The sequence below is a fragment of the Nonomuraea sp. N2-4H genome (genome assembly GCF_045291505.1).
Classification (GTDB): domain Bacteria; phylum Actinomycetota; class Actinomycetes; order Streptosporangiales; family Streptosporangiaceae; genus Nonomuraea; species Nonomuraea fastidiosa.
This window is the reverse complement of sequence record NZ_CP147987.1, coordinates 3,771,489-3,790,343: the sequence shown is the minus strand read 5'-3', so window position 1 is coordinate 3,790,343 and position 18,855 is coordinate 3,771,489. Positions and strand designations below refer to the sequence as shown.

11 protein-coding genes are annotated in these 18,855 nt (G+C 72.8%); all 11 read left to right on the top strand.

Features of this window, described 5'->3' with window-relative positions; all coding sequences use genetic code 11:
* Positions 1 to 63: 63 nt before the first annotated feature.
* The 11 genes from WBK31_RS17635 to WBK31_RS17585 all read left to right on the top strand — a co-directional run bounded on the left by WBK31_RS17635 (position 64) and on the right by WBK31_RS17585 (position 18,836).
* Positions 64 to 951 (top strand): SseB family protein, encoded by an 888-nt coding sequence (locus tag WBK31_RS17635; RefSeq protein ID WP_364052376.1) that lies wholly within the window; start codon positions 64 to 66, stop codon positions 949 to 951.
* Complete coding sequence (locus tag WBK31_RS17630; protein WP_364052373.1) at positions 948 to 1,355, top strand: hypothetical protein; 408 nt, start codon at positions 948 to 950, stop codon at positions 1,353 to 1,355. The genes WBK31_RS17635 and WBK31_RS17630 overlap by 4 nt, the downstream gene beginning before the upstream one ends.
* A gap of 90 nt (positions 1,356 to 1,445) precedes the next feature.
* Positions 1,446 to 1,850 carry a YbaB/EbfC family nucleoid-associated protein gene (locus tag WBK31_RS17625; RefSeq protein WP_378788530.1) on the top strand — a complete coding sequence of 135 codons (405 nt, stop codon included), beginning with the start codon at positions 1,446 to 1,448 and terminating at the stop codon, positions 1,848 to 1,850.
* On the top strand, positions 1,847 to 2,191 hold the full coding sequence (locus tag WBK31_RS17620) for a hypothetical protein (protein WP_364052367.1): 345 nt from the start codon (positions 1,847 to 1,849) through the stop codon (positions 2,189 to 2,191). Before WBK31_RS17625 ends, WBK31_RS17620 begins: the two co-directional genes overlap by 4 nt.
* A gap of 10 nt (positions 2,192 to 2,201) precedes the next feature.
* Complete coding sequence (locus tag WBK31_RS17615) at positions 2,202 to 13,106, top strand: hypothetical protein (protein ID WP_406675250.1); 10,905 nt, start codon at positions 2,202 to 2,204, stop codon at positions 13,104 to 13,106.
* 162 nt (positions 13,107 to 13,268) lie between these two features.
* Positions 13,269 to 13,793, top strand: coding sequence for a hypothetical protein (locus tag WBK31_RS17610; protein WP_364052361.1), 525 nt, complete (start codon positions 13,269 to 13,271; stop codon positions 13,791 to 13,793).
* Positions 13,786 to 14,337: a hypothetical protein gene (locus tag WBK31_RS17605; RefSeq protein ID WP_364052358.1), complete on the top strand. Its 552-nt coding sequence runs from the start codon at positions 13,786 to 13,788 to the stop codon at positions 14,335 to 14,337. The genes WBK31_RS17610 and WBK31_RS17605 overlap by 8 nt, the downstream gene beginning before the upstream one ends.
* A 228-nt stretch (positions 14,338 to 14,565) precedes the next feature.
* Positions 14,566 to 15,630, top strand: coding sequence for an ABC transporter substrate-binding protein (locus tag WBK31_RS17600; protein WP_364052355.1), 1,065 nt, complete (start codon positions 14,566 to 14,568; stop codon positions 15,628 to 15,630).
* A 111-nt stretch (positions 15,631 to 15,741) separates the two neighbouring features.
* Positions 15,742 to 16,566 carry an ABC transporter permease gene (locus tag WBK31_RS17595; protein ID WP_364052352.1) on the top strand — a complete coding sequence of 275 codons (825 nt, stop codon included), beginning with the start codon at positions 15,742 to 15,744 and terminating at the stop codon, positions 16,564 to 16,566.
* The gene (locus WBK31_RS17590) at positions 16,542 to 17,234 is read left to right on the top strand and encodes an ABC transporter ATP-binding protein (protein WP_378788535.1); all 693 of its coding nucleotides are present in this window, start codon (positions 16,542 to 16,544) and stop codon (positions 17,232 to 17,234) included. Before WBK31_RS17595 ends, WBK31_RS17590 begins: the two co-directional genes overlap by 25 nt.
* Before the next feature lie 267 nt (positions 17,235 to 17,501).
* Entirely contained in the window at positions 17,502 to 18,836 is a 1,335-nt protein-coding gene (locus tag WBK31_RS17585; RefSeq protein WP_364052346.1) for a lanthionine synthetase LanC family protein, read from the top strand.
* Positions 18,837 to 18,855: the final 19 nt, after the last annotated feature.

Sequence of the window (18,855 nt, the reverse complement as noted above, 5' to 3'; positions counted from 1 at the left end):
GCCGGGAAGGGAGCGGCGGGCGAACAGGAACCACAAGGGTTGAGAACGGGACAGAATTGTCGGGTGACCGTCGATGATCACTTTCCGGCCAGCCCCTTCGAGGAGCAGTTGCTGGCGGCCTATCAGGACGGGCAGCAGGCGGCGTGCCTGAGCCTGCTGCGCGAGGCCGACCTGGCGTTGCCGATCACCGCCGCCGCGGCCGCCGGCGCCGAGCGTCCCGCCTGGGCGACCGCCGCCGACGGCGAGCGGACCTGGGTGATGGCCTTCACCTCGGTCGAGGCGATGACGCTGGCCACCGGCGGCGCCGCCACGCACTGCCGGGTCGCGTCGATGACCGAGCTGGCCGCCGGCTGGCCCGACCTGCGCTGGGGGCTGGCGATCAACCCGGGGCTGCCGGTGTCCTTCCTGCTCGAATCCGGTACGGTGGCCCGCCTCGCCGTGCCCACCCTGGAGCAGGACCTGCAGATCGCCCCCGGCTCGGGCGTGCCGGTGGTGCAGAAGCTCATCGCGGCCGCCGACATCCCCGACCTGCTCGCCACGTCCGAGCCGCGCGTGTCGGGCTACTGCCACCACGCGCTCGACGTCTCGCACATCGCCACCCCCGCCGTGCTGGCCGCCGCGCTGAACCAGACCGACATGCTCACCGAGACGGGTTCGCTGAACATGCTGCGCTGGCGTCCCGTCGGCCTCGACCTCTACCGCACGCCGTACGGAGGCACCGACGAGGAGGGGCGGCAGGCCGTGGCGGGCTGGGTCGTGGAGGAGCCGCCGTTCTTCGGCATGGGCCTGGTCCCCAGCGTCGACAACGTCATCCGCGAGTACAAGGTGTACGGCGTGGGCCTGCCGCACGGCGCGGAGATCTGGGAGCTCACCCAGGCCGGCACCGAGTACCGCCGCGCCTTCTACCACGGCGACCTGCGCCGCTGGCTCCTGGTGGGGAGGCGATCATGACGTCGTGGCACGGCTACCGTGCGCGCTGGAACGGCGAAGAATATCCGGTCAGCCCCGAGCCGCACGCGCTGGAGCTCTGGGTACGGCTGCGCAGCGAGACGCCGCGCGACGGCTTCGAGGAGGTCGAGCCGGACTGCCACGTCCGCACGGTCCCGGTGCAGGAGTGCGAGTCGCTGCACTTCGTGACCGTCGTGTGCCGGTGGCGCGACGAGCCCTTCCAGGTGCACGACGAGCGGGACGGGCGGCTGTTGCTCGAATACCTCGGCGGGTCCGCGCTCAAGGCCCGTGACCTGGGACTCGATCGGGTGGAACGCGGCGTGTGGCGGGCCTGGGTGCCGCGCGCGGAGGTGACGGACATGCGGGAGGAGGCGGTGCCCCTCACTTCGAGGTTTCTGAACGTTTAGGTTAAGCCCTTGTTTCCTGGTGTTAATGTGACGGAAACTGACCTCTCAGGCACATGTGGCGTCACATGGTGCAAACGTAGCGAGGGGGTTATGGGGGCTTCCGAACAGCCGGATGTGGCCGCGATGCGGGCATACGCCGACGAGCTGCGTGAGACGTTCACGCGCCTGCAGGAGCAAGGGCTGGAGCTGCACGCCAAGGCCAAGGCCGTGCAGGTCACCGAGACCTCCAGCGACGGCCTGGTCTCCGTCACCGTCGGCCCGCGCGGCGACCTGATCCGCCTCGACCTCGACCCCCGCATCTACCGCCGCCCCGACGCCAGGGCGCTCGCCGACACGATCGCCGCGACCGCGCGCAAGGCCGCCGAGGCCGCCCAGCAGCGGGTCATGGAGATCTTCGAGCCGGTGATCCCGGCCGAGCAGTTCAAGGCGCACCTCGAGGGCGACGTGGAGGCCGCGATGGCCCAGCTCGTCGACGGCATCGGAGGTGACCGGTGATCGAGGACTGGTCGGGCGCGTACGTCTCCAAGACCGTCGTGAACCGCGGCATGTCGGCCTGGTCCACGACCGCCGAAGAGGTCGGCAGGACCCTGCCCAAGCTCGCCGACGACGTGGAGTCGTACCTGAGCACCGCGCCGTGGGGCGGCGGAGCCGAGGGCCAGGCCTTCTACAAGGCCCACTGCGGCGACGGCGGGCCCATCGAGATGGTCCGCCAGGCCAAGCGGCTGGCCGAGCAGATCGTGGACGCCGGCGACCGGCTGCGCGCCGCGATCGACAACACGTTGCAGACGGACGCCGACATCCGGCACGACCTCACCCGCATGGCGCGGGAAGTCTGAGACGGGGTTCATGGCGTACTCGGGCGACCACAACTCCAACATCCAGACCCCCGGCGGACAGTCCGTCCAGAAGCAGATCGTCCAGATCGACAGCGACGTCCGGCCCGTCTGGGAGACCGAAGCGCTGCCGGACTGGGTGAACTACTGGCTGATTCCGATGTTGTCGGCCGGTCAGAAGTGGCCGGAGGCCAGCGAGGCCGGGCTGTCGGAGCTCGCACGCCGGTACGCGGCGCTGTCGGACGGCGCGATCTCCTCCGCCGAGCCCGCTGGTTCGGCGGTGCGGACGATCGTCACGGGATGGGCGGCGCCCGCGACCGCGAAGTTCGTGGGCCGGGCGCGTGAGCTGTACAGCAAAGAGAGCGGCATCACCGGCGTCAGCCACAACGCGCACGCGTACGCGGTGCAGGCCAGCAACTTCGCGGTGCAGACGCAGTACTCGAAGCTGACGATCAACGTGGCCTTCTGGGTGACGGTGATCGCCATCGCGATCACGCTGCTGGTGGCGTTCTTCACCGCGGGCGTCTCAACGCCGTTGATCGGTCCGTACGCGGCTGGTGCACGCGCGGCCATCAGCCGGATCCTGGTCAAGCTGGTGGGCGCCGCCGGGCAGAAGGTCGGTGCGGCCCGCCTGGCGCAGGTGGCGGCGTTGAGCGGCCCCACCGGGCGGGCGTTGCTGCTGCGGGTGCTGGCCTCGCCGATCGGCAGGGAGCTCGTCGAAGAGATGGGCGAGGAGTTCTTCATCGAGTTCGTCGCCCAATACCTTCAGAGGCTGAAGGGCACCCGGGAGGACTTCGACTGGCGGGAGATCGCCATGGTCACGGCGAGCGGCGGTGGCGGCGGAATCACCGGGACGGTGGTCGGAGGGCCGATCTCGCGGGTCACCCAGGTGGTGCCGGGGTTCGCCGGGCGGGCGCTGACGACGGGTGCGACCAATGTGATCGCCTCACCGGTCGGCAGTTTCATGGGCAACGCGCTGGTGTACGGGGAGCTACAGAATCCGTTCACCGCCGAGTCCATGGTGGGCGCGTTCATGGGTGGCGTGGGGCGTACCGGGACGATCAGCCCGTTCAACCCGGACGTGGCCCTGGCGCTGGCGCATCCGACGACCACGCTGGCCTCCGCCTACGACGCCGCCGCACGGACCGACGCCGCCCGCGCCGCCGCCTGGGCGGGCGGAGGCAGCCCGTCCGCTGACCCCTCCGGGACCGCTGTCGCGCCGACCGGCCCCGGCGGCAACCAGCCCGCCACGGCCGGCGGCATGCGTACGTCCGAGCCGGTCACCATCCCCGCGCAGCGTACGGCGAGCACGGCCGGCACGATGTCGTCGGCCGGTTCGTCGTCCGGCTCGGCGTCCCGCCCGAGCGTCGGCGTCCCCGACGCCGACGCTTCGCAGCGTCGCCGCACCCCGGAACAGCAGGTCACCCCGGCCCCCGACCGGAATCAGGAGCCGAACCAGGACGACGCCCCCGAGGCGACCCCGGAGCGGCAGCCCGCACGCACCACCCCGGACACCGCACCCCGGCTCGCCGCGGACGCCCAGCCTTCCGCGAGCGTCACCTCCGACACGCGTCCTGACGCCCGCACGCCGCACACGAACGCGACGCCGGAGTCGGAGCCGGCCACCGCACCGGAGCCGCGCACGGCCTCGTCGCCGCAGTCCGGCTCGGCTTCCGCGCAGCAGCCGGCCGCCGGGCAGGCGCCGGGCGCGCCGGCCGCCGCCACGCTCGGCGACCCGGCCACCGTCAGCAGCCCGACCGGCACCCCGGCGGGCACCACGGCGGGCATCACGGCAGGGGACACGACCAGCGCGAACACGGCGGTGACGACGAGCGAGCCGTCCGCCGCACGCGCCGATGGCCGGCCGCAGCCGGCCGCTGGGCAGCAGCAGACCACCGCGCAGAGCCCGGCGAACGAGGGCGCGGCCCAGCCTGTGGTGGCGGCCGGCGCGCCGACCGGCCCGTCCACCGGCCGGACGGGCAGCGACGCGGCTCAGCCGGCCACGCCGCCTGCCGACCGCAGCGACGCGACCCAGCAGCCCGGCACAACCGCCCAGCCCGTCGTAACGGGCCGGCCTGGTACGTCCGGTCAGCCCGACACGGGCGGCCGGGCAGCGGCCGCCCAGGCGGCCGATCAGGCGAGCAACCAGGCAGCGGACGCGGACCACGAGGCCGACAGGACGGCCGCCGACCAGGGCGGCCGGACGAAGGCGGCGTCCAAGGCCGGGGCGCCGACGAGGGCGCGGGCGGCGCTGGTGGAAGCGCTCGAGACCACGTTCCCCGGCGCCGTGATCGGCCCAGACGGCGAGGTGATCGTCCCGAAGCCGGACGGCGGATTCCGCGTCCTGCCGAACGACACGATGAAGCGCCTGCGCCGCACGCTCGACGACGTCGCGGGCAACGTGGACAGCCACCCGGAGCTGGTGGTGGAGGCGTCCGCGCTGCTGGTGCTCGCCGCGTCCAGCGACTCGCTGTCCTCGGACGTCACCCGCGTCACCCCGCCGGAGACGCACACCAGCATCCCGGGAACGGTCACCTCGCAACCGATCGCCGGCACCGCGTACGTCACGGACAGCGGCCGCGACACCGACGTCACCCTTGACGAGATCAAGCAGGCGGCCCAGGCCCTCGACCCCAGGCACTTCGTGCACGGCGCCCAGGAGGTGCGGGGCCTGTCCTGGGACGGCGACGCCCTGACGGTGACCACGGGGAGCGGCGTCCAGCACTTCACGTTCACCGTCGGCGAGCCCGGCCAGCGCGAGATGGCGCGGACCAGGGTGCGCGCGGGCACCGCCGAGGACCCGCACGTGGTGACGTTCGCCCCGCGCGTCGCCACCGACCAGCTCACCAGGGTGTGGCTGCACGAGATCACCGACACGTTCCAGCGGCAGGCGGCCGGCCAGGGACGCAGGGGCATCCTGCGCCGCATGCTGCCGGGCCGCCCGGCGCGGGAGGTCAGGGACGAGTGCGTGACCGCCCGCCGGAACGAGCGGGTGCTGCTGATCGAGCAGTGGGAGAACGCCCCCACGATGCCGGAGAAGCGGCAGAAGGCGATCGACATCGACGGCCTGGACGCCGAGCTGCGCGCCCGGGGCGCGGAGGTGCCGCCGCCGCCGTGGGCGGTGGGGCCGGACGACGTGCGTACCGGCTTCGACATCCCCAGACCGTCCGAGGACGTCGATGAGCTGCGCCGGGCGGCCGAGCAGCTCTCGACGGTCGAGAAGGCCCTGCGCCACCTGCTGAAGGCCCACGTGGCGATCGCGCAGGAGGCCGCGAAAGACGCCGAGGAGGCCGAGAAGAAGGCCGAGACCGCCGGCCGGGACAAGGACAGCGGTGCCGACATCCGCGCCACGACGGCCGCCGAGGACGCCCGCGCGGGGCGGGACAAGCAGGCGCGGAACGAGCGGATCGCCGCCGTGTACGCGAACGCGGTGAACGCGTCGATCGCGGCGAGGGTGGCGTACGAGCGGTACGCGCGGCTGCTCGCCGCGCCGCCCGGCAGCCTCGGGCCTTCGCTGCATCCGGGCCAGCCCACCATGGCCGACCTCATCAGGCAGGCCCGTCGGGAGGCGGAGAAGGCGTACGCGCGGTACGAGCAGGTGCTGGGGCGGAGCAGGCCGGACCCGCTGTCGCTGCCCGAGGCGATGCCCACCGGCCGGCTCGCGCACCTCGACGAGCTCACCGACCAGGTCAACGCGCTGCTGGAGCGGAAGAAGGTCGCCAAGCGGTTCACGCCGAACGAGCTGGAAGGGCTCATCCGCGCCGACTGGCACAAGGCGGTGGCGGGCGACGGCCTGGTGCTGCCGATCAACTTCAGCGGCAGGGCGATCGAGCTGCGGATCAAGCTCAGGCTGTCGGACCTCGTGGAGGTGGACAGCCCCGCCATGCGGGCGTCCCAGGTGACGGTCGGCCTGTTCTACCAGACGGGACAGTCCTACACCGCCACCGAGGCGGGCAGCTTCGGCGTCAACGTGGACTTCAACACGGCGAAGGCGGCGGAGTACCTGATTCCGGGCAGCTGGGGCGCCGCCCTCTTGGAGGTGGCGGGCATCTCCGTCGGCGGCCGCTTCGGTCGCAACTGGTCGGCCTCCGGCGGGGGCAGCATGTTCGAGCAGGGCGGTTCGGTCGCGGACAACCGCACCGAGTCGCTGCTGTACGACGCCGTCGCCGAGTGGACGATCGAGGAGCGCTCCGGCAAGAACGCTACGTGGAGCGCGCCCATCCGGGTCAGCGAGGGCAGCCGCGGCGACTCCCGCACCCAGCGCTTCTGGGTGTGGCACTCGTACGCCGACGCCGGCACGGCCTCCCAGCAGACCATCGACCCGCAGCTGCGCAACCCGAAGCCGCCGAACCAGGAGGTCATCAGCATGACCGGCCTGGAGGAGGCGTTCGACGCGCTCGCCGAGCAGCTCGGCGGCGAGTTCGCCCAGGTCGGCACCCCCGCCCGCCAGAACCTGCGCAAGTTCGTCGTCCGCGAGCTGCAGACGCGCTTCCGCCAGACCCTGGACTCCGGCCTGTCGGTCGATCTGGTGGTGCCGGGCGACACCGACTTCAAGATCACCGCCCACAGCGAGATCGTCGAAGAAGAGACCCGCATGGTCGGTGGGTGGACGCGCGACGCGCTCGAGGAGGAGGTGCTCACCGAGACCGCCACCTCCACCACCAAGGCCGAGACCGGCGACTCGTTCGAGGGCAAGGTATCCGCGGGATTCCCCAAGGCGGAGATCGAGGATCTCGACGTCACCGGGCCGCTGAGCGACTACCGGCCCGACTCCATCGGGCCCAGCGCCAACACCAGCAGGCCGGTGTCGCAGTCGTCGTCGTCCACGGCGAACGAGGTCGCCGTCCATCCGCAGGTGGACAAGCGCAGCGGCCCCTCGCAGGCCTACCGCAAGGTGGCCAAGGTGACGTTCACCATCGAACGGAAGAACAAGCCGCCGCGGACGCTGGAGCCGTTCCAGACGGAGCTGCTGGTGCGCCAGCAGGTGCTCGACGCCTTCCACGCCGGCGACCCCGTGCCGGTCGAGCTGTTCGTCACGGAGAACGGCCGCATCAAGATCGGCGACGACGGGCTCGCCGTGCTCAAGGACTCCAAGGGAGCCGAGCCCATCCCGGGCCGCGAGATGCGGCTGCCGGAATGGCTCGGCGCCGGGGATGGACGGCTGCGCGGCGCAGGCCCCACCGACGTGCGCGAGGTCCACGGGCTCGACGGGCTCGTGGACGAGGTACTCGCCGAGCTGTCCGGCACCGGGCTGGTGGGCGAGGAGGTGGACGGCAAGCGCGTCTACAGCAAGAACCCGCTCGTCCGCGCCGCCCAGCGGATGAACGAGAGCGACATCAAGCTTCACCTGGAGGAGAGCCCGGTCCGCAGCGCGTTCGACCAGCTCGCCCAGGGCGGCGTCATGGTCCCGCTGCAGAAGCACGGCTTCAACCGGGCTCTCGGCCTGGACGCGCTGTACATCGTCGTCCGGCAGGACCCGGACGACACCGGCACCGGCACCGGCCAGGTCACCAAGGTGCGCACCCACCTCGACATCGCCAGCGACACCGCCGGGCGGGGCGTGAGCCGGTCGGTGGCGGGGACGCTCGGCGGCTCGGCGTCCAAGACCGACGGCCCGGAGGAGGGGCAGGACGGGATCTCGCACAAGGCGGGACCGAACGTCGGCGGCGACCGCTCGTACTCGGCCGCGACCAACGTGACCAGCATGGTCAACAAGGTCGGCATGACCGAGGACGGCAAGAACAAGCCGACCGCCGTCGTCGAGACCAGGGCGACGATCGAGGTCCACCAGATCCACGGGGCCACGATGGCGCCCCTGATCGAGCCGCGCCCCATCACGGCCGTCCTGATGGTGCCCGGCGACATGCTGCCCCGCGAGGGCGGGCCGCGCTTCTCCGGCTCGATGGGCAAGCCGAGCAAGCGGCTCATGCGGCTCTCCACGCTGGAGCACTTCGACGTCGGCCCAGAACTGAGCGACATCGACCAGGTCCGCCGCCTGCTGCCGAAGGCGCTGAGAAAGCGGGTCGCGCCGCTGATCCAGCTCTGGCCGATGCTGAGCCGCCACCATCTCGCCGGCCACATCTTCGAGGGCCCGATCTCCAACGATCTCGTGCTCGATCCGCAGGGGCCGAAGCCCACGCGGGCCAAGGTGGACGTGCGCGCGGAGCTCGGCGAGGCGGAGTTCGTCGACATCGCCGACCCGGTGTCCGGCCGCATCATGCTCGCCCTGCGCAGCGTCGGCATCTCCTGGAACGGGGCCAAGAACTTCCTGCTCAGCCTGGTGAACAGCGTCGGCGACTCGGACGACAACGGTGCCAGCAGCGACACCGGCAGCGCCTCGCTGCCCTCGCGCAACCGCACCAGGATGCTGCTGACCGCGCTCGTCGCCATCTTCGGCACCGAGTTCCTCGGCATCGCGACCGGCCGGAAGTACCGCTTCAAGGTCCCGGTCGACGTCGTCACGACCGTCAGCACCAGCAAGGTCGGCCTGGTCGGAGACGAATCCCGCACCCAGCGGGGCGACACGCTGCGCAGCCACGGCAACGGGGTGTTCGTCGTCCCCGAGCACGACGCGCTGCGGATGTTCGCCGAGGGAGAGCTGAAGCTGCCGGTGGCCGTCGTGGCCGACGCGGTCGACCGCTTCATCAACGGCCACATGGACCTGCACCGCACGGTCGCCGTACCGCTGATCACCCGCTACATCCAGGCCAGGAGGGAGGCGGTCGAGCGGGGCGAGGACATCGGGCTCGGTAAGCGGCACTATCCGTCCGACCTGCTCCAAGCGCTCAAGAAGGTCGCCGACCTCGAGCCCGCCGTCGCCCCGGCGGCCGAGGCCACCCGTCACGACCCCGGCAAGGGCTTCATCCACCTCGCGGACGCGCTGAGCAAGGCCCAGGAGGTCAACGACCGGCTCAAGGAGGTCGTCCTCGCGCCCCAGTACGCCGCCGGCATGAGCTCCAGCGTGCCGACGTCGTTCACCGTGACGAACAGGCAGGGCGACGAGGTCAACCTCATGGACGAGGCGCTCAGCCTCATCGAGGAGGCCGTGCCGGGCGCCAACGCCGCCACCCCGAACCTGGCCAGGCAGGTCAGGGTGGACCTCAACGACACCCGCTCCGAGATCCACCTCGACGAGATGATGTCGCGGCGCGGGTTCGAGCGCGAGTACGAGGTGCAGTCGAGCACCCCCAACGCGGCCCCGCAGGTCGTCACCGTCCGCGCCAAGCTCAGGCCCAAGGGCGACCCGAGCCGGGCCCGGATGGTGAGCCAGACCGCTGAGAAGGGCAACATCATCCAGCGCTACCGCGGAGGTGAGCTCGCGCACACGGAGTCGCACTCCGTCGCGCTGTCCGCCGGCGTCGACTACAACGCAGCCGAGGAGGGCGGCGAAAGCAAGGCCGGCGCGTCCACCAAGCGCAGCCGCTCCTTCTCCAACACCAAGATCAACAACGTCATGCGGCTGCTGCGGATCGCGAGGTTCGTCGGCGTGACCACGGTCGCCCAGGACATGGAGCTCGTCCTCGAGGTCGAGACCCGCCCCGCCCGCGTGCGGCGCATCCCGTTCGAGCGGCGCATGCCGGGCACCGCCGCCAGGATCCGCAAGACCGTGCACGCGGTGGGGCGCAAGGGCGAGCCGCCGCAGCGCACGTACGACGTGGTGCTCGAACGCGACGTGCCCAGCGACATGGTGCGCCCCGTCGCCGAGGACCCGGGTCCGGTCCGCGCCGTGACCGACCCGCGCTCGGTCGAGCTGGAGCCGGGCTTCTTCCCCGACACCCTGACCGAGGACCCGGACAGGCCCACGCTCTACGACGCCGTCATCCGCCAGCTCACGAAGATGGTCGGCGACGCCGCGGTCAGAGAGCGCTTGGGAGCGCTGTCGGCCTGGCTGTCGCACTCCGGCCTGATCACCGGCCTGGAACAGATCTCGGGACGCGACGGCGCCGTGGTGCCGCACGTCGCCGAGGCCAAGCTCCGCAACCAGGGCGTGGACGTCTCGATCAAGACCCGCATGTCGGACCTCACGGTGGTGGCCGGGCCGTTCGACGGCGAGAAGGGCGAGGTGGACAGGCGGGCCGAGGCGCAGAACGTCTCCGTCGGCCGCAGCCAGGTCACGCCCGTGGGCGTGAACGGCGGCCAGAGCATCGGCGCCCTCGGCGTGAGCGTCGGCACCAGCGCGGGCGCCCAGGCGTCGCAGAGCGTCAACGTCCACCAGGGCGCGCGCAGCGAGCGCAGCATGTTCGAAAGCGGCAAGCTCTACACCGTCCAGGTGCGGGTGGACTACGACCTGACGTTCGAGCGGGTCAAGCTGCGGCGCGATGGCGACGTCCGGTCCGCGCGCGAGGCCGTCCATCTGCCCGGCGCGAGCGGCGGCACCGCCATGGTCACGATGTCCGGCGAGGAGCTGAACGAGCTGCACGCCAGGATGCAGGCGGGCATCCGCATCGCGGCGCCGCTCGACGGGCTGCCGACGTTCAGGTTCACGCCGGAGCCCGGCCGCGAAGGGCTCATCCAGGTCCTTCAGGACGCCCGCGTGGCCGCCCGCGACCGCGGCGCGGTGGCCCGCGTCCGCGTGCAGGAGCCCGACGGCCTCCACCACTACCTGGCCGCTCCCGACGGCACCGTGCGCAGCGACGACTCCGGGCGGAACAGCCACCGCGACGCCGGGTTCGCCGAGGCGTTCTCCACGCTGCCGCCCCACATTCTGGACGCGGCCGACCAGCAGAACCTGGACCTGCGCGAGGTGTTCCTGAACTCGCCGGTGTCCGGCACGTTCACCGACCAGGTCTCGGCCGCGCTGGCCGAGCGCGGCGCCCTGCCCAGGCCGCCGGAACCGGTCTGGAAGATCGTCCAGGTCGAGGAGTCGGAGCCGCCGCCCGGCGCCAGCACCTTCCAGGGCACGCTCCCGTCCAGCGCGCACGAGGAGGCGCTGCCTGACAGCCCGCTGGGCGCCTCGGCGCGTCCCGAAGGCGAACCGGACCTCACCGTCGCCGAGATCCGCAGCCGGCACGTGGCCGCCACCGACTTCGGCGGGGCCGTCGCCGACGTGCGCTGGACCGGTGAGGACCGCCTCGTCGTCCGGCTGCCCGGGGCCGCCGACCAGCACGTCCGCGTGGTGGCCGCGAACCCCGGCGACGGATTCATCGGGCGCACCGACTTCCGCGCCGGCACCGCGGAGGACCCGCACATCACTTTCGTCGCTCCACGGGTGCACCCGGACATGGTGTCCACGGTGCTGGTCCACGAGATCTCGCACATCGCCCAGGAACGCGCCGCGCAGGCGGCCGGGGCGCCCCAGGGGACGATCAGGGAGTCGCTGTCGCCCCGGAAGGAAGGCGCGGACCACTGCCTGGTGCCCCGGCTCAACGAGCACGCCCACCTGTCGCGCAGGTGGAGCGCGACCGCCGACCCGCAGCTCAGGGAGACGCTCGCGGCCGCCATCAACGCCGTCGCCACGGACATCCGCAAACGCGGCCACACCCCGCCGCCCCCGCCCTGGCCCACCCACCCGCCGTCCGGCCCTCCGGCTGCGGAGGGTGTGCCCGGCGTGCGGGTCAGCGACGAGGACGCGGCGGCCGCCGCCCGCCTACGCGCCCTCATCGACGCGCTCCACAACGCGCAGCCGGCCGAGCCCTCCCTGGCCGCCGCCCTGACCGGCAGCGCCACGGCGTCGGGGCCGTCACTCGCCGACGCCTTGCACGGCAGCGCCACGGCGTCGGGGCCGTCACTCGCCGACGCTTTGCACGGCCGTCCCGCTGCTCCGCACTCCTTGGCCGACGTCGTGAACGGTGGCGCGTCAGCTCCGGGCTCGCTCGCCGGCGCCTCGAACGGCACTGCCCCTGCCACCGGATCCCTGGCCGATGCGCTCAGTGGGCGGCCCGCCGCGCGCCGGTCGCTCGGCGCGGTGTTCGGTGGCGGGCGGTCCGGTGCCGCCGAGGCGGCAGCCGCGATCCGTGCCGAAGCCGAGAGAGCGGGCCTGGCACCGGGGCAGCCGGGTGCGACCGCTAAGCTCGTGGCCCTGGCCAGGGCGGGCGAGCTGGCCCCCGAGCACGTGGCGGCGCTGCGCGGCGCGCCTGAGCTGCCGGAGCTGGCCGCGGCCAACGCGGTCAGCAGGGCCGCCGCGCTCATGGGCGCGAAGGCCCGCGTGCTGGGGCCCGGCCTGATCGACGTCCAGCTCCCCGGCCGGCCGCCCCTGGCCGTCGAGATCCGCCCGCCCGCCCCGGCCATCCCCGCCCAGCCGACAGCCGCCGCGAACGGCGCCGCCCACCACAACGGCGAGGCTTCGCCGAACGGCGTGGGGCAGGCGAACGGCACTGCCCATGGGACTGGCATGGCCCGAACCCTTGGCAAGGCCCAGGACACCGGTGTCGGACAGGACATCGGCATGGGGGCGGCCGGTGTGGCGGGCTCGTCCGGCTCGGCGAGCGCGGGCGGGGCCGTGGAACCGACGGGCGGTGGTGTGGTGACGTACCAGGTGGACGGGCTGCAGCCGGTCGGCGCGAACGAGCGGGCCGCCGCGGCCGTCACCGCCGGAGCCATCGCGGCGGCGATGGGCCTGCCTGCCGCACCGTACCGGCACGTCGCGGCGCTGGTCGAGGCCGCCCGCCAGGTGCGGGCCGCGACGGTGCCGCAGCGACGGGCCCGGCTCGGCGTGCTGTACGACCTGGCCGCCACCGCCCCGATGCACCTGGTGCCCGCTCCGGTAGCCGCCGAGCTGACCAAGCTGCTCGACGGTCCACGGCCCGGCGGCCGCGACGACCGCTTGGAGCGGGCGCGCACGTACCTGGAGCGCGGGCGCAAGCTCTCCGCCGGCGTCGGCAGGCTGCCGGACGAGGAGTGCCACTGCCCGAAAGCCGGTCCGTGCCACTGCGGCCGCCGCGAGCAGCGCGACACCGACCGCCACGTGATGCGGGTATGAGCGGGCCGTCTCGTGGCGCGTGCGCGGGCGGGTCGTCTGGTGGCGCGGGGGTGACCCGGCCGTCGTGCGACGCGCGCGTGGGCGGGCCGTCTCGTGGCGTGGGCACGAGCCGGTCGTCTCGTTGGGCGGGCATGATAGGAGAACGGCGAGGAGAGGACGGTTATGGCCTTCGCGGTGGCGCGGACAAGGGATGAGGCGCATCTCTACCTCGACCTGCACCCGTGCGAGTGCGGCTCGGTCGAGACGACCTGGGAGAACGGCCTGGTCGCCGTCGACGAGGGGCTCGCCAACCGCTACTGGGGCACCTGCGACGACTGCGGCAGGCAGCGCGAATACCTGTTCGGCCTGCCGGAGCGGCCGGTGATGCCGTCGGGCTACCCGACGTTCGGGGGCGAGGAGCCGTCGCAGCTGCTCGACGCGGGGGAGTGGCTGTGGGTGGCGGACCTGTCGGCGGGCAATGTGCCGGCGGACGACGCGGCCGAGGCCCACCGTACGCTGTCGATCGCCACGGCCGCCGTCGAGGAGGTCGTGAAGTTCATCCCGCCGGGCGCCGACGAGGTGCCCGATGACGCGTTCTGGTCGCAGCGGGGACGCGAGATGCGGGCGGCCGAACCCGGCAGGTTCCAGCTCGACCGGCTGCTGATCGTCCGCGACTCCTACCGCGATCTGGCGGCCAGGCATGCTTGACGGCGCCACGGCGCGCTCGCTGGTCGAGGCGCACATCTACCTCGATCTGACGGTCTCCGGCGGGTCGGCGGAGGCGTCGGTGATCGAGGTGCCCGACGGGTGGCTGGTGCGGGCGGGCGGCGTGGAGGTGCCGGTCTCGTACGAGGGCGAGCACGCGGCCAGACGGTCGGGCGCCACGTTCGGCACCGGCGCATCCGAGCTGCTGGACGCCGGCCAGTGGGTGCTGATCGGCGCCACGTACGCGAGCCGGGCCCTGGAGGGCCAGCTCGACTACGTGGCGGGCGCGCCCGACGCCGAGCGGTTCCGCGCCGTGGAGACCGACTGGATCTACGCGGCCGATGCGGTGGCCGAGGCGTTGAAGTTCCTGCCTGAGGGCGCCGCCGAGCTGCCGCCCGAGGCGTTCTGGACCGAGATGGGCAGGTCCGCGCGCGAGGCCGACCCGGGCCGCTTCACCAGGGCCAAGCTGGAGAGCGACCACGCGTTCTTCCGCCAGAGCCTCGGCGACTTCCGCCGCATCGCCGGCCCCGCCGCCGGCGACCGCTGACCGGCGCGGCGAGGCTCCCGCGAGCGCCGCTGACGGCGGTTCTGCCGGGGGCACCGGTGACCGCCCTGGAGAAGGCTTCGGCGAGTACGAATGACCCGCCCGAAAAGGGCCCTGGCGAGGCGTGCCTGACCGCCCCTTCAGCAGGCCATGGACCGCCATCGACAGAAAATCATGTAAACCTGGTAGGAAATGTTGACTTATGGCCCTGGCGCTCGTACCTTCGTGGTCATGAGCCAGGGCCCCTACCACACGTCCTCGTTACGACCCGTGCTCGCCGCGCTTCTCATGCTGGTCATGACCGCCTGTACGCCGGGCGCCGCCCAGGAGTCCTCAGGACCCGAGCTGTCCGCGCAGGCGCCGCTGCCGACCGCGGTCCCGGAAGGCACCCGGCTGATCGTCGGAGACCCGGCGACCCGGGTGGCGCTGGAGCTGTCCGGCGAGATCGACAAGTTCTCGTTCGACATCGAGTGGGCCAACATCAGCGGCGGCCCGCAGACGACCGAGGCCTTCAGGGCGAACGCGCTCGACGTCGGAGCGGTGGCCGACATCCCGCCCATCCACGCCACCTGGACCGGCCTGCCGGTGAAGATCGTGGCGGCCAAGTTCCGCAAGGACCCGATCGACCACCCCACCTACGAGCTCGGCATCGCGCCAGGCGTCCAGGTCAAGAGCCTGGCCGATCTGCGCGGCAAGAAGATCGCCTACAGCCCCGGCCAGGCGCAGGGCGCGCTGGTGCTCAGGGTGCTGAAGAAGGCCGGGCTCACCAAGGACGACGTCGAGCTGGTAGAGCTGCCGAGCACCGGCGACGTCTACCCCAACGCGCTGGCATCGCGCCAGGTGGACGTCGCGCCGATCGGCGGCGTCAACATCAAGCGCTACACCGGCAAGTTCGGCAGGGACGGCGCCACCACCGTCCAGCACGGCCTGCGCGACGACCCCGCACACCTCTACGTCCGCACCGAGACGCTGAAGGACCCGGCCAAGGCGGCCGCCATCCGCGAGTACGTCGCCGCGTGGGCGCGCGCCTCCCGCTGGGCCTACGAGCACCCCAAGGAGTGGATCGAGGGCTACTACGTCAAGGACCAGGGCCTCAACACCGCCGACGGCCAGTACCTGGTCGAACAGGCGGGCGAGCCCGACATCCCGGCCGACTGGACGGAGGTCATCGCCCGGCACCAGGAGACCATCGACATCCTGGCCGCCGAGACGGGCAACCCGCCGCTGAAGGCCGAGGACCTGTACGACCGCCGCTTCGAGCACATCGCCGCCGACGCGCTCAAGGAGGGCGCGTGATGGCGCAGCCCGGCGTCCGCGCAGGCCGTGGCCAGGCGGCGCGACCGGACGCACGCGAAACCGCGCAGGCCGCCGGATCCCCGAGAACCGCGCTCAAGGAGGGTGCGTGACATGACTCTGCTCGCCTCACGTCCCGTCGCGCCCGCCCGCGTACGGGCCCGCCGCCGGCTGAGGCCGGGCCGCCCGATCAAGCTGGGCTTCCTGGTGGGCCCGCTGCTGCTGCTCGCCCTCTGGGCGGTGGCATCGGCGACGGGCCGGCTCGACCCCCGCTTCCTGTCCGCGCCGTGGACCGTGGTCGCCACCGCGGGCGAACTGATCGAGAACGGCCGCCTCCAGGACAACCTGCTGACCTCGCTCGGCCGGGTGGCCTCCGGCCTGGCCATCGGCGTGCCGCTGGGGACGGTGCTCGCGCTGGTGTCCGGCCTCAGCCGCTGGGGCGAGGCGATCATCGACGGCCCGGTGCAGATCAAGCGCGCCATTCCGTCGCTGGCGCTGATGCCGCTGCTGATCCTGTGGCTGGGCATCGGCGAGACCATGAAGGTCACCGTCATCGCCGTCGGCGTGCTCGTGCCCATCTACATCCACACGCACAACGGCCTGCGCGGCATCGACAGCCGCTACGTCGAGCTGGCCGAGACCGTCGATCTGACGCGCGGCGCGTTCATCAGGAAGGTGGTGCTGCCGGGAGCGCTGCCCGGCTTCCTGCTGGGGCTGCGCTTCGCGGTCACCACGGCCTGGTTGTTCCTGGTGGTGGCCGAGCTGATCAACTCGACCAGCGGCATCGGCTACATGATGGACCTGGCCCGCACGTACGGGCAGACGGACGTGATCCTCGTCGGCATCGTCCTGTACGGCCTGCTCGGCCTGTTCTCCGACGCCGCGGTCCGCCTCGTGGAAAGGAGGGCGCTGTCGTGGCGACGGACGTTGGCGAGCTGATCCGCGTCGAAGGGCTGACCCGCGTCTACGGCTCCCGCCGGGTGCTGGACGGCCTGGACCTGGAGCTGGCGCCCGGCGAGTTCACGGCGCTGCTCGGCCGCAGCGGCTCGGGCAAGAGCACGCTGCTGAAGGCCCTGGCCGGGCTGGACGCCGACGTGGCCGGCGGCGGCACGGTGCAGGTGCCTGACGAGGTGTCCGTGGTGTTCCAGGACGCCCGGCTGCTGCCGTGGCAGCGGGTGCTGCCGAACGTCGTGCTCGGCCTGACCGGAGCCGAGGAGCGCGGCAGGCAGAGCCTGGCCGAGGTCGGCCTCGCCGGGCGCGAGCGGGCCTGGCCGAACGAGCTGTCGGGTGGCGAGCAGCAGCGGGTGGCGCTGGCCAGATCCCTGGTACGCGAGCCCCGCCTGCTCCTGGCCGACGAGCCGTTCGGCGCCCTCGACGCCCTGACCAGGCTGAAGATGCACCGGCTGCTGCGCCGCCTGTTCGAGCAGCACCGCCCGGCCGTGCTGCTGGTCACCCACGACGTGGACGAGGCCATCGCGCTGGCCGACCGCGTGCTGGTGCTGGACGGCGGCCGGATCGCCGTCGAGAAGCGGCTCGACGCCACGATGGACGCCGCCGAGGTCCGCGCCGAGCTGCTGCGGGCGCTCGGCGTCACCGGGGACGAGTGATGCACGCCGACGCGACGCGAGCGGCCTGCGCTTCGAGAGCCGTTCTCGGCAGAGCCGTACCCGGCATCAGAACCGTCCCCGGTAGCGGGGCCGTCCCCAGCAGCGGGGCCTTGCTCGCCGTCAGAGCCGGCGGCGCCGCCGGAACCGCAAGTGCTGTCGCTCCCGCGCGGCTATTTGTGCCGCGGCCCGGACGGGTGGAGCATCGTGTCCACATCTGCTTCGCCCGCTTTCCGAGTCTTCCTACTAAGTCTATGGGAAAATGATTCCATGAGCCTGGACGAGATGCGCGCGTCGAGCGCCCGCGCCGACACGCCGCTGACCGCCGCCATCCTGGCCGGGCGGTGGGTCCGCTCGGCCGCCGTCGACGACGAGCACGGCCGCTGGTGGCAGGCCAACCCCGACACGCGCGGCGCGTCCGCCGTCACCGCCGAGCCCTGGTCCCTGTACTCGGGGGCCGCCGGCGTGGTGCTGTTCTTCCTCGAGCTGGCCGCCGCCACTGGGCACGAGGCGTACCTGGAGGACGCCAGGGCCGGGGCCAGGCGGCTCGCCGCGACCTGGCGCGAGCAGGAGGACCTCACCCTCTACCACGGGCTCACCGGCATCATGATCGCCCTCATGGAGGCCGGATGGACGCTCGGCGATGCGCGGTTCGAGGCCGAGGCCGCCGCCATCGCCGACCACATCGTGCGCAAGGGCACCGAGCGAGGCGACGGGGTCCAGTGGTCCCGCGACCCCGCGCAGCGCGGCGAGGGCGGCATCATCCTCGGGCTGCTGCGGGCGGCCACGCACCTCGGCGTGCCGGCGTACGAGGAAGCCGCCGTGGAGGCGGGCCTGCGCGTCGCCCGCGTGCCGGTGCCGGGCCACTGGTTCGGCGAGTGCGCCGACCTGCCGGTGGACGCCGTCACCCCCGGCTTTCTCGCCGGTACGTCCGGCACGGCGTACCTGCTGGCCCGCCTGTACGGCGTCACCGGCGACCGGCGCTTCCTCGACGCCGCGCGCAGCGGCGCCGCCTTCGTCCGCGAGGTCAGCGTCGTCAGCGGGCGCTGCGCGGTCGTGCCGCACCACGTGCCGCAGGCGCGCGGCCTGCACTACCTCGGCTTCTGCTCCGGCTCGGCCGGCGTGGCCAGGATGTTCTACGAGCTGTACCGGGTGGGCGGCGACCCCGCCGACCTGGAGTGGGCCGAGCGGCTGGCGCGCGGCATCGTCAGCAGCGGGGCGCCGCGCCGCCGCACCGAGGGCTACTGGAACGTGGCCTGCCAGTGCTGCGGCACGGCCGGGGTGATCGAGCTGTTCGTCGGCCTGTGGGCGGTCACCGGCGACCGGGCCCACCTGGAGTACGCCCACACGCTCGCCGCCGACCTGATCGCCCGCGCCACCGACCACAACGGCCGGGGCTACCGCTGGTACCAGGCGTACCGGAGGCTGCGGCCGGGCGAGGTCACCGCCGACACCGGCTACATGGTCGGTGCGGCGGGCATCGGCGCGGCGCTGCTCCACCTCGACGCCGCCAGCACGCCCGACCGGCCGCGCCGCGTGGTGCTGCTGCCCGACAACCCCTTCCCGGCCATCCCGCTGCCCGCCTCGGCGGCCGGCGGCCGCTGACCCGCCGTACCGGGGGACC

Bases quoted from the DNA above. Each gene is read 5' to 3' on its own strand.
- WBK31_RS17630 (WP_364052373.1), top strand. From the start codon at position 948: ATGACGTCGTGGCACGGCTACCGTGCGCGCTGGAACGGCGAAGAATAT.
- WBK31_RS17625 (WP_378788530.1), top strand. From the start codon at position 1,446: ATGGGGGCTTCCGAACAGCCGGATGTGGCCGCGATGCGGGCATACGCC.
- WBK31_RS17615 (WP_406675250.1), top strand. From the start codon at position 2,202: ATGGCGTACTCGGGCGACCACAACTCCAACATCCAGACCCCCGGCGGA.
- WBK31_RS17610 (WP_364052361.1), top strand. From the start codon at position 13,269: ATGGCCTTCGCGGTGGCGCGGACAAGGGATGAGGCGCATCTCTACCTC.
- WBK31_RS17605 (WP_364052358.1), top strand. From the start codon at position 13,786: ATGCTTGACGGCGCCACGGCGCGCTCGCTGGTCGAGGCGCACATCTAC.
- WBK31_RS17600 (WP_364052355.1), top strand. From the start codon at position 14,566: ATGAGCCAGGGCCCCTACCACACGTCCTCGTTACGACCCGTGCTCGCC.
- WBK31_RS17595 (WP_364052352.1), top strand. From the start codon at position 15,742: ATGACTCTGCTCGCCTCACGTCCCGTCGCGCCCGCCCGCGTACGGGCC.
- WBK31_RS17585 (WP_364052346.1), top strand. From the start codon at position 17,502: ATGAGCCTGGACGAGATGCGCGCGTCGAGCGCCCGCGCCGACACGCCG.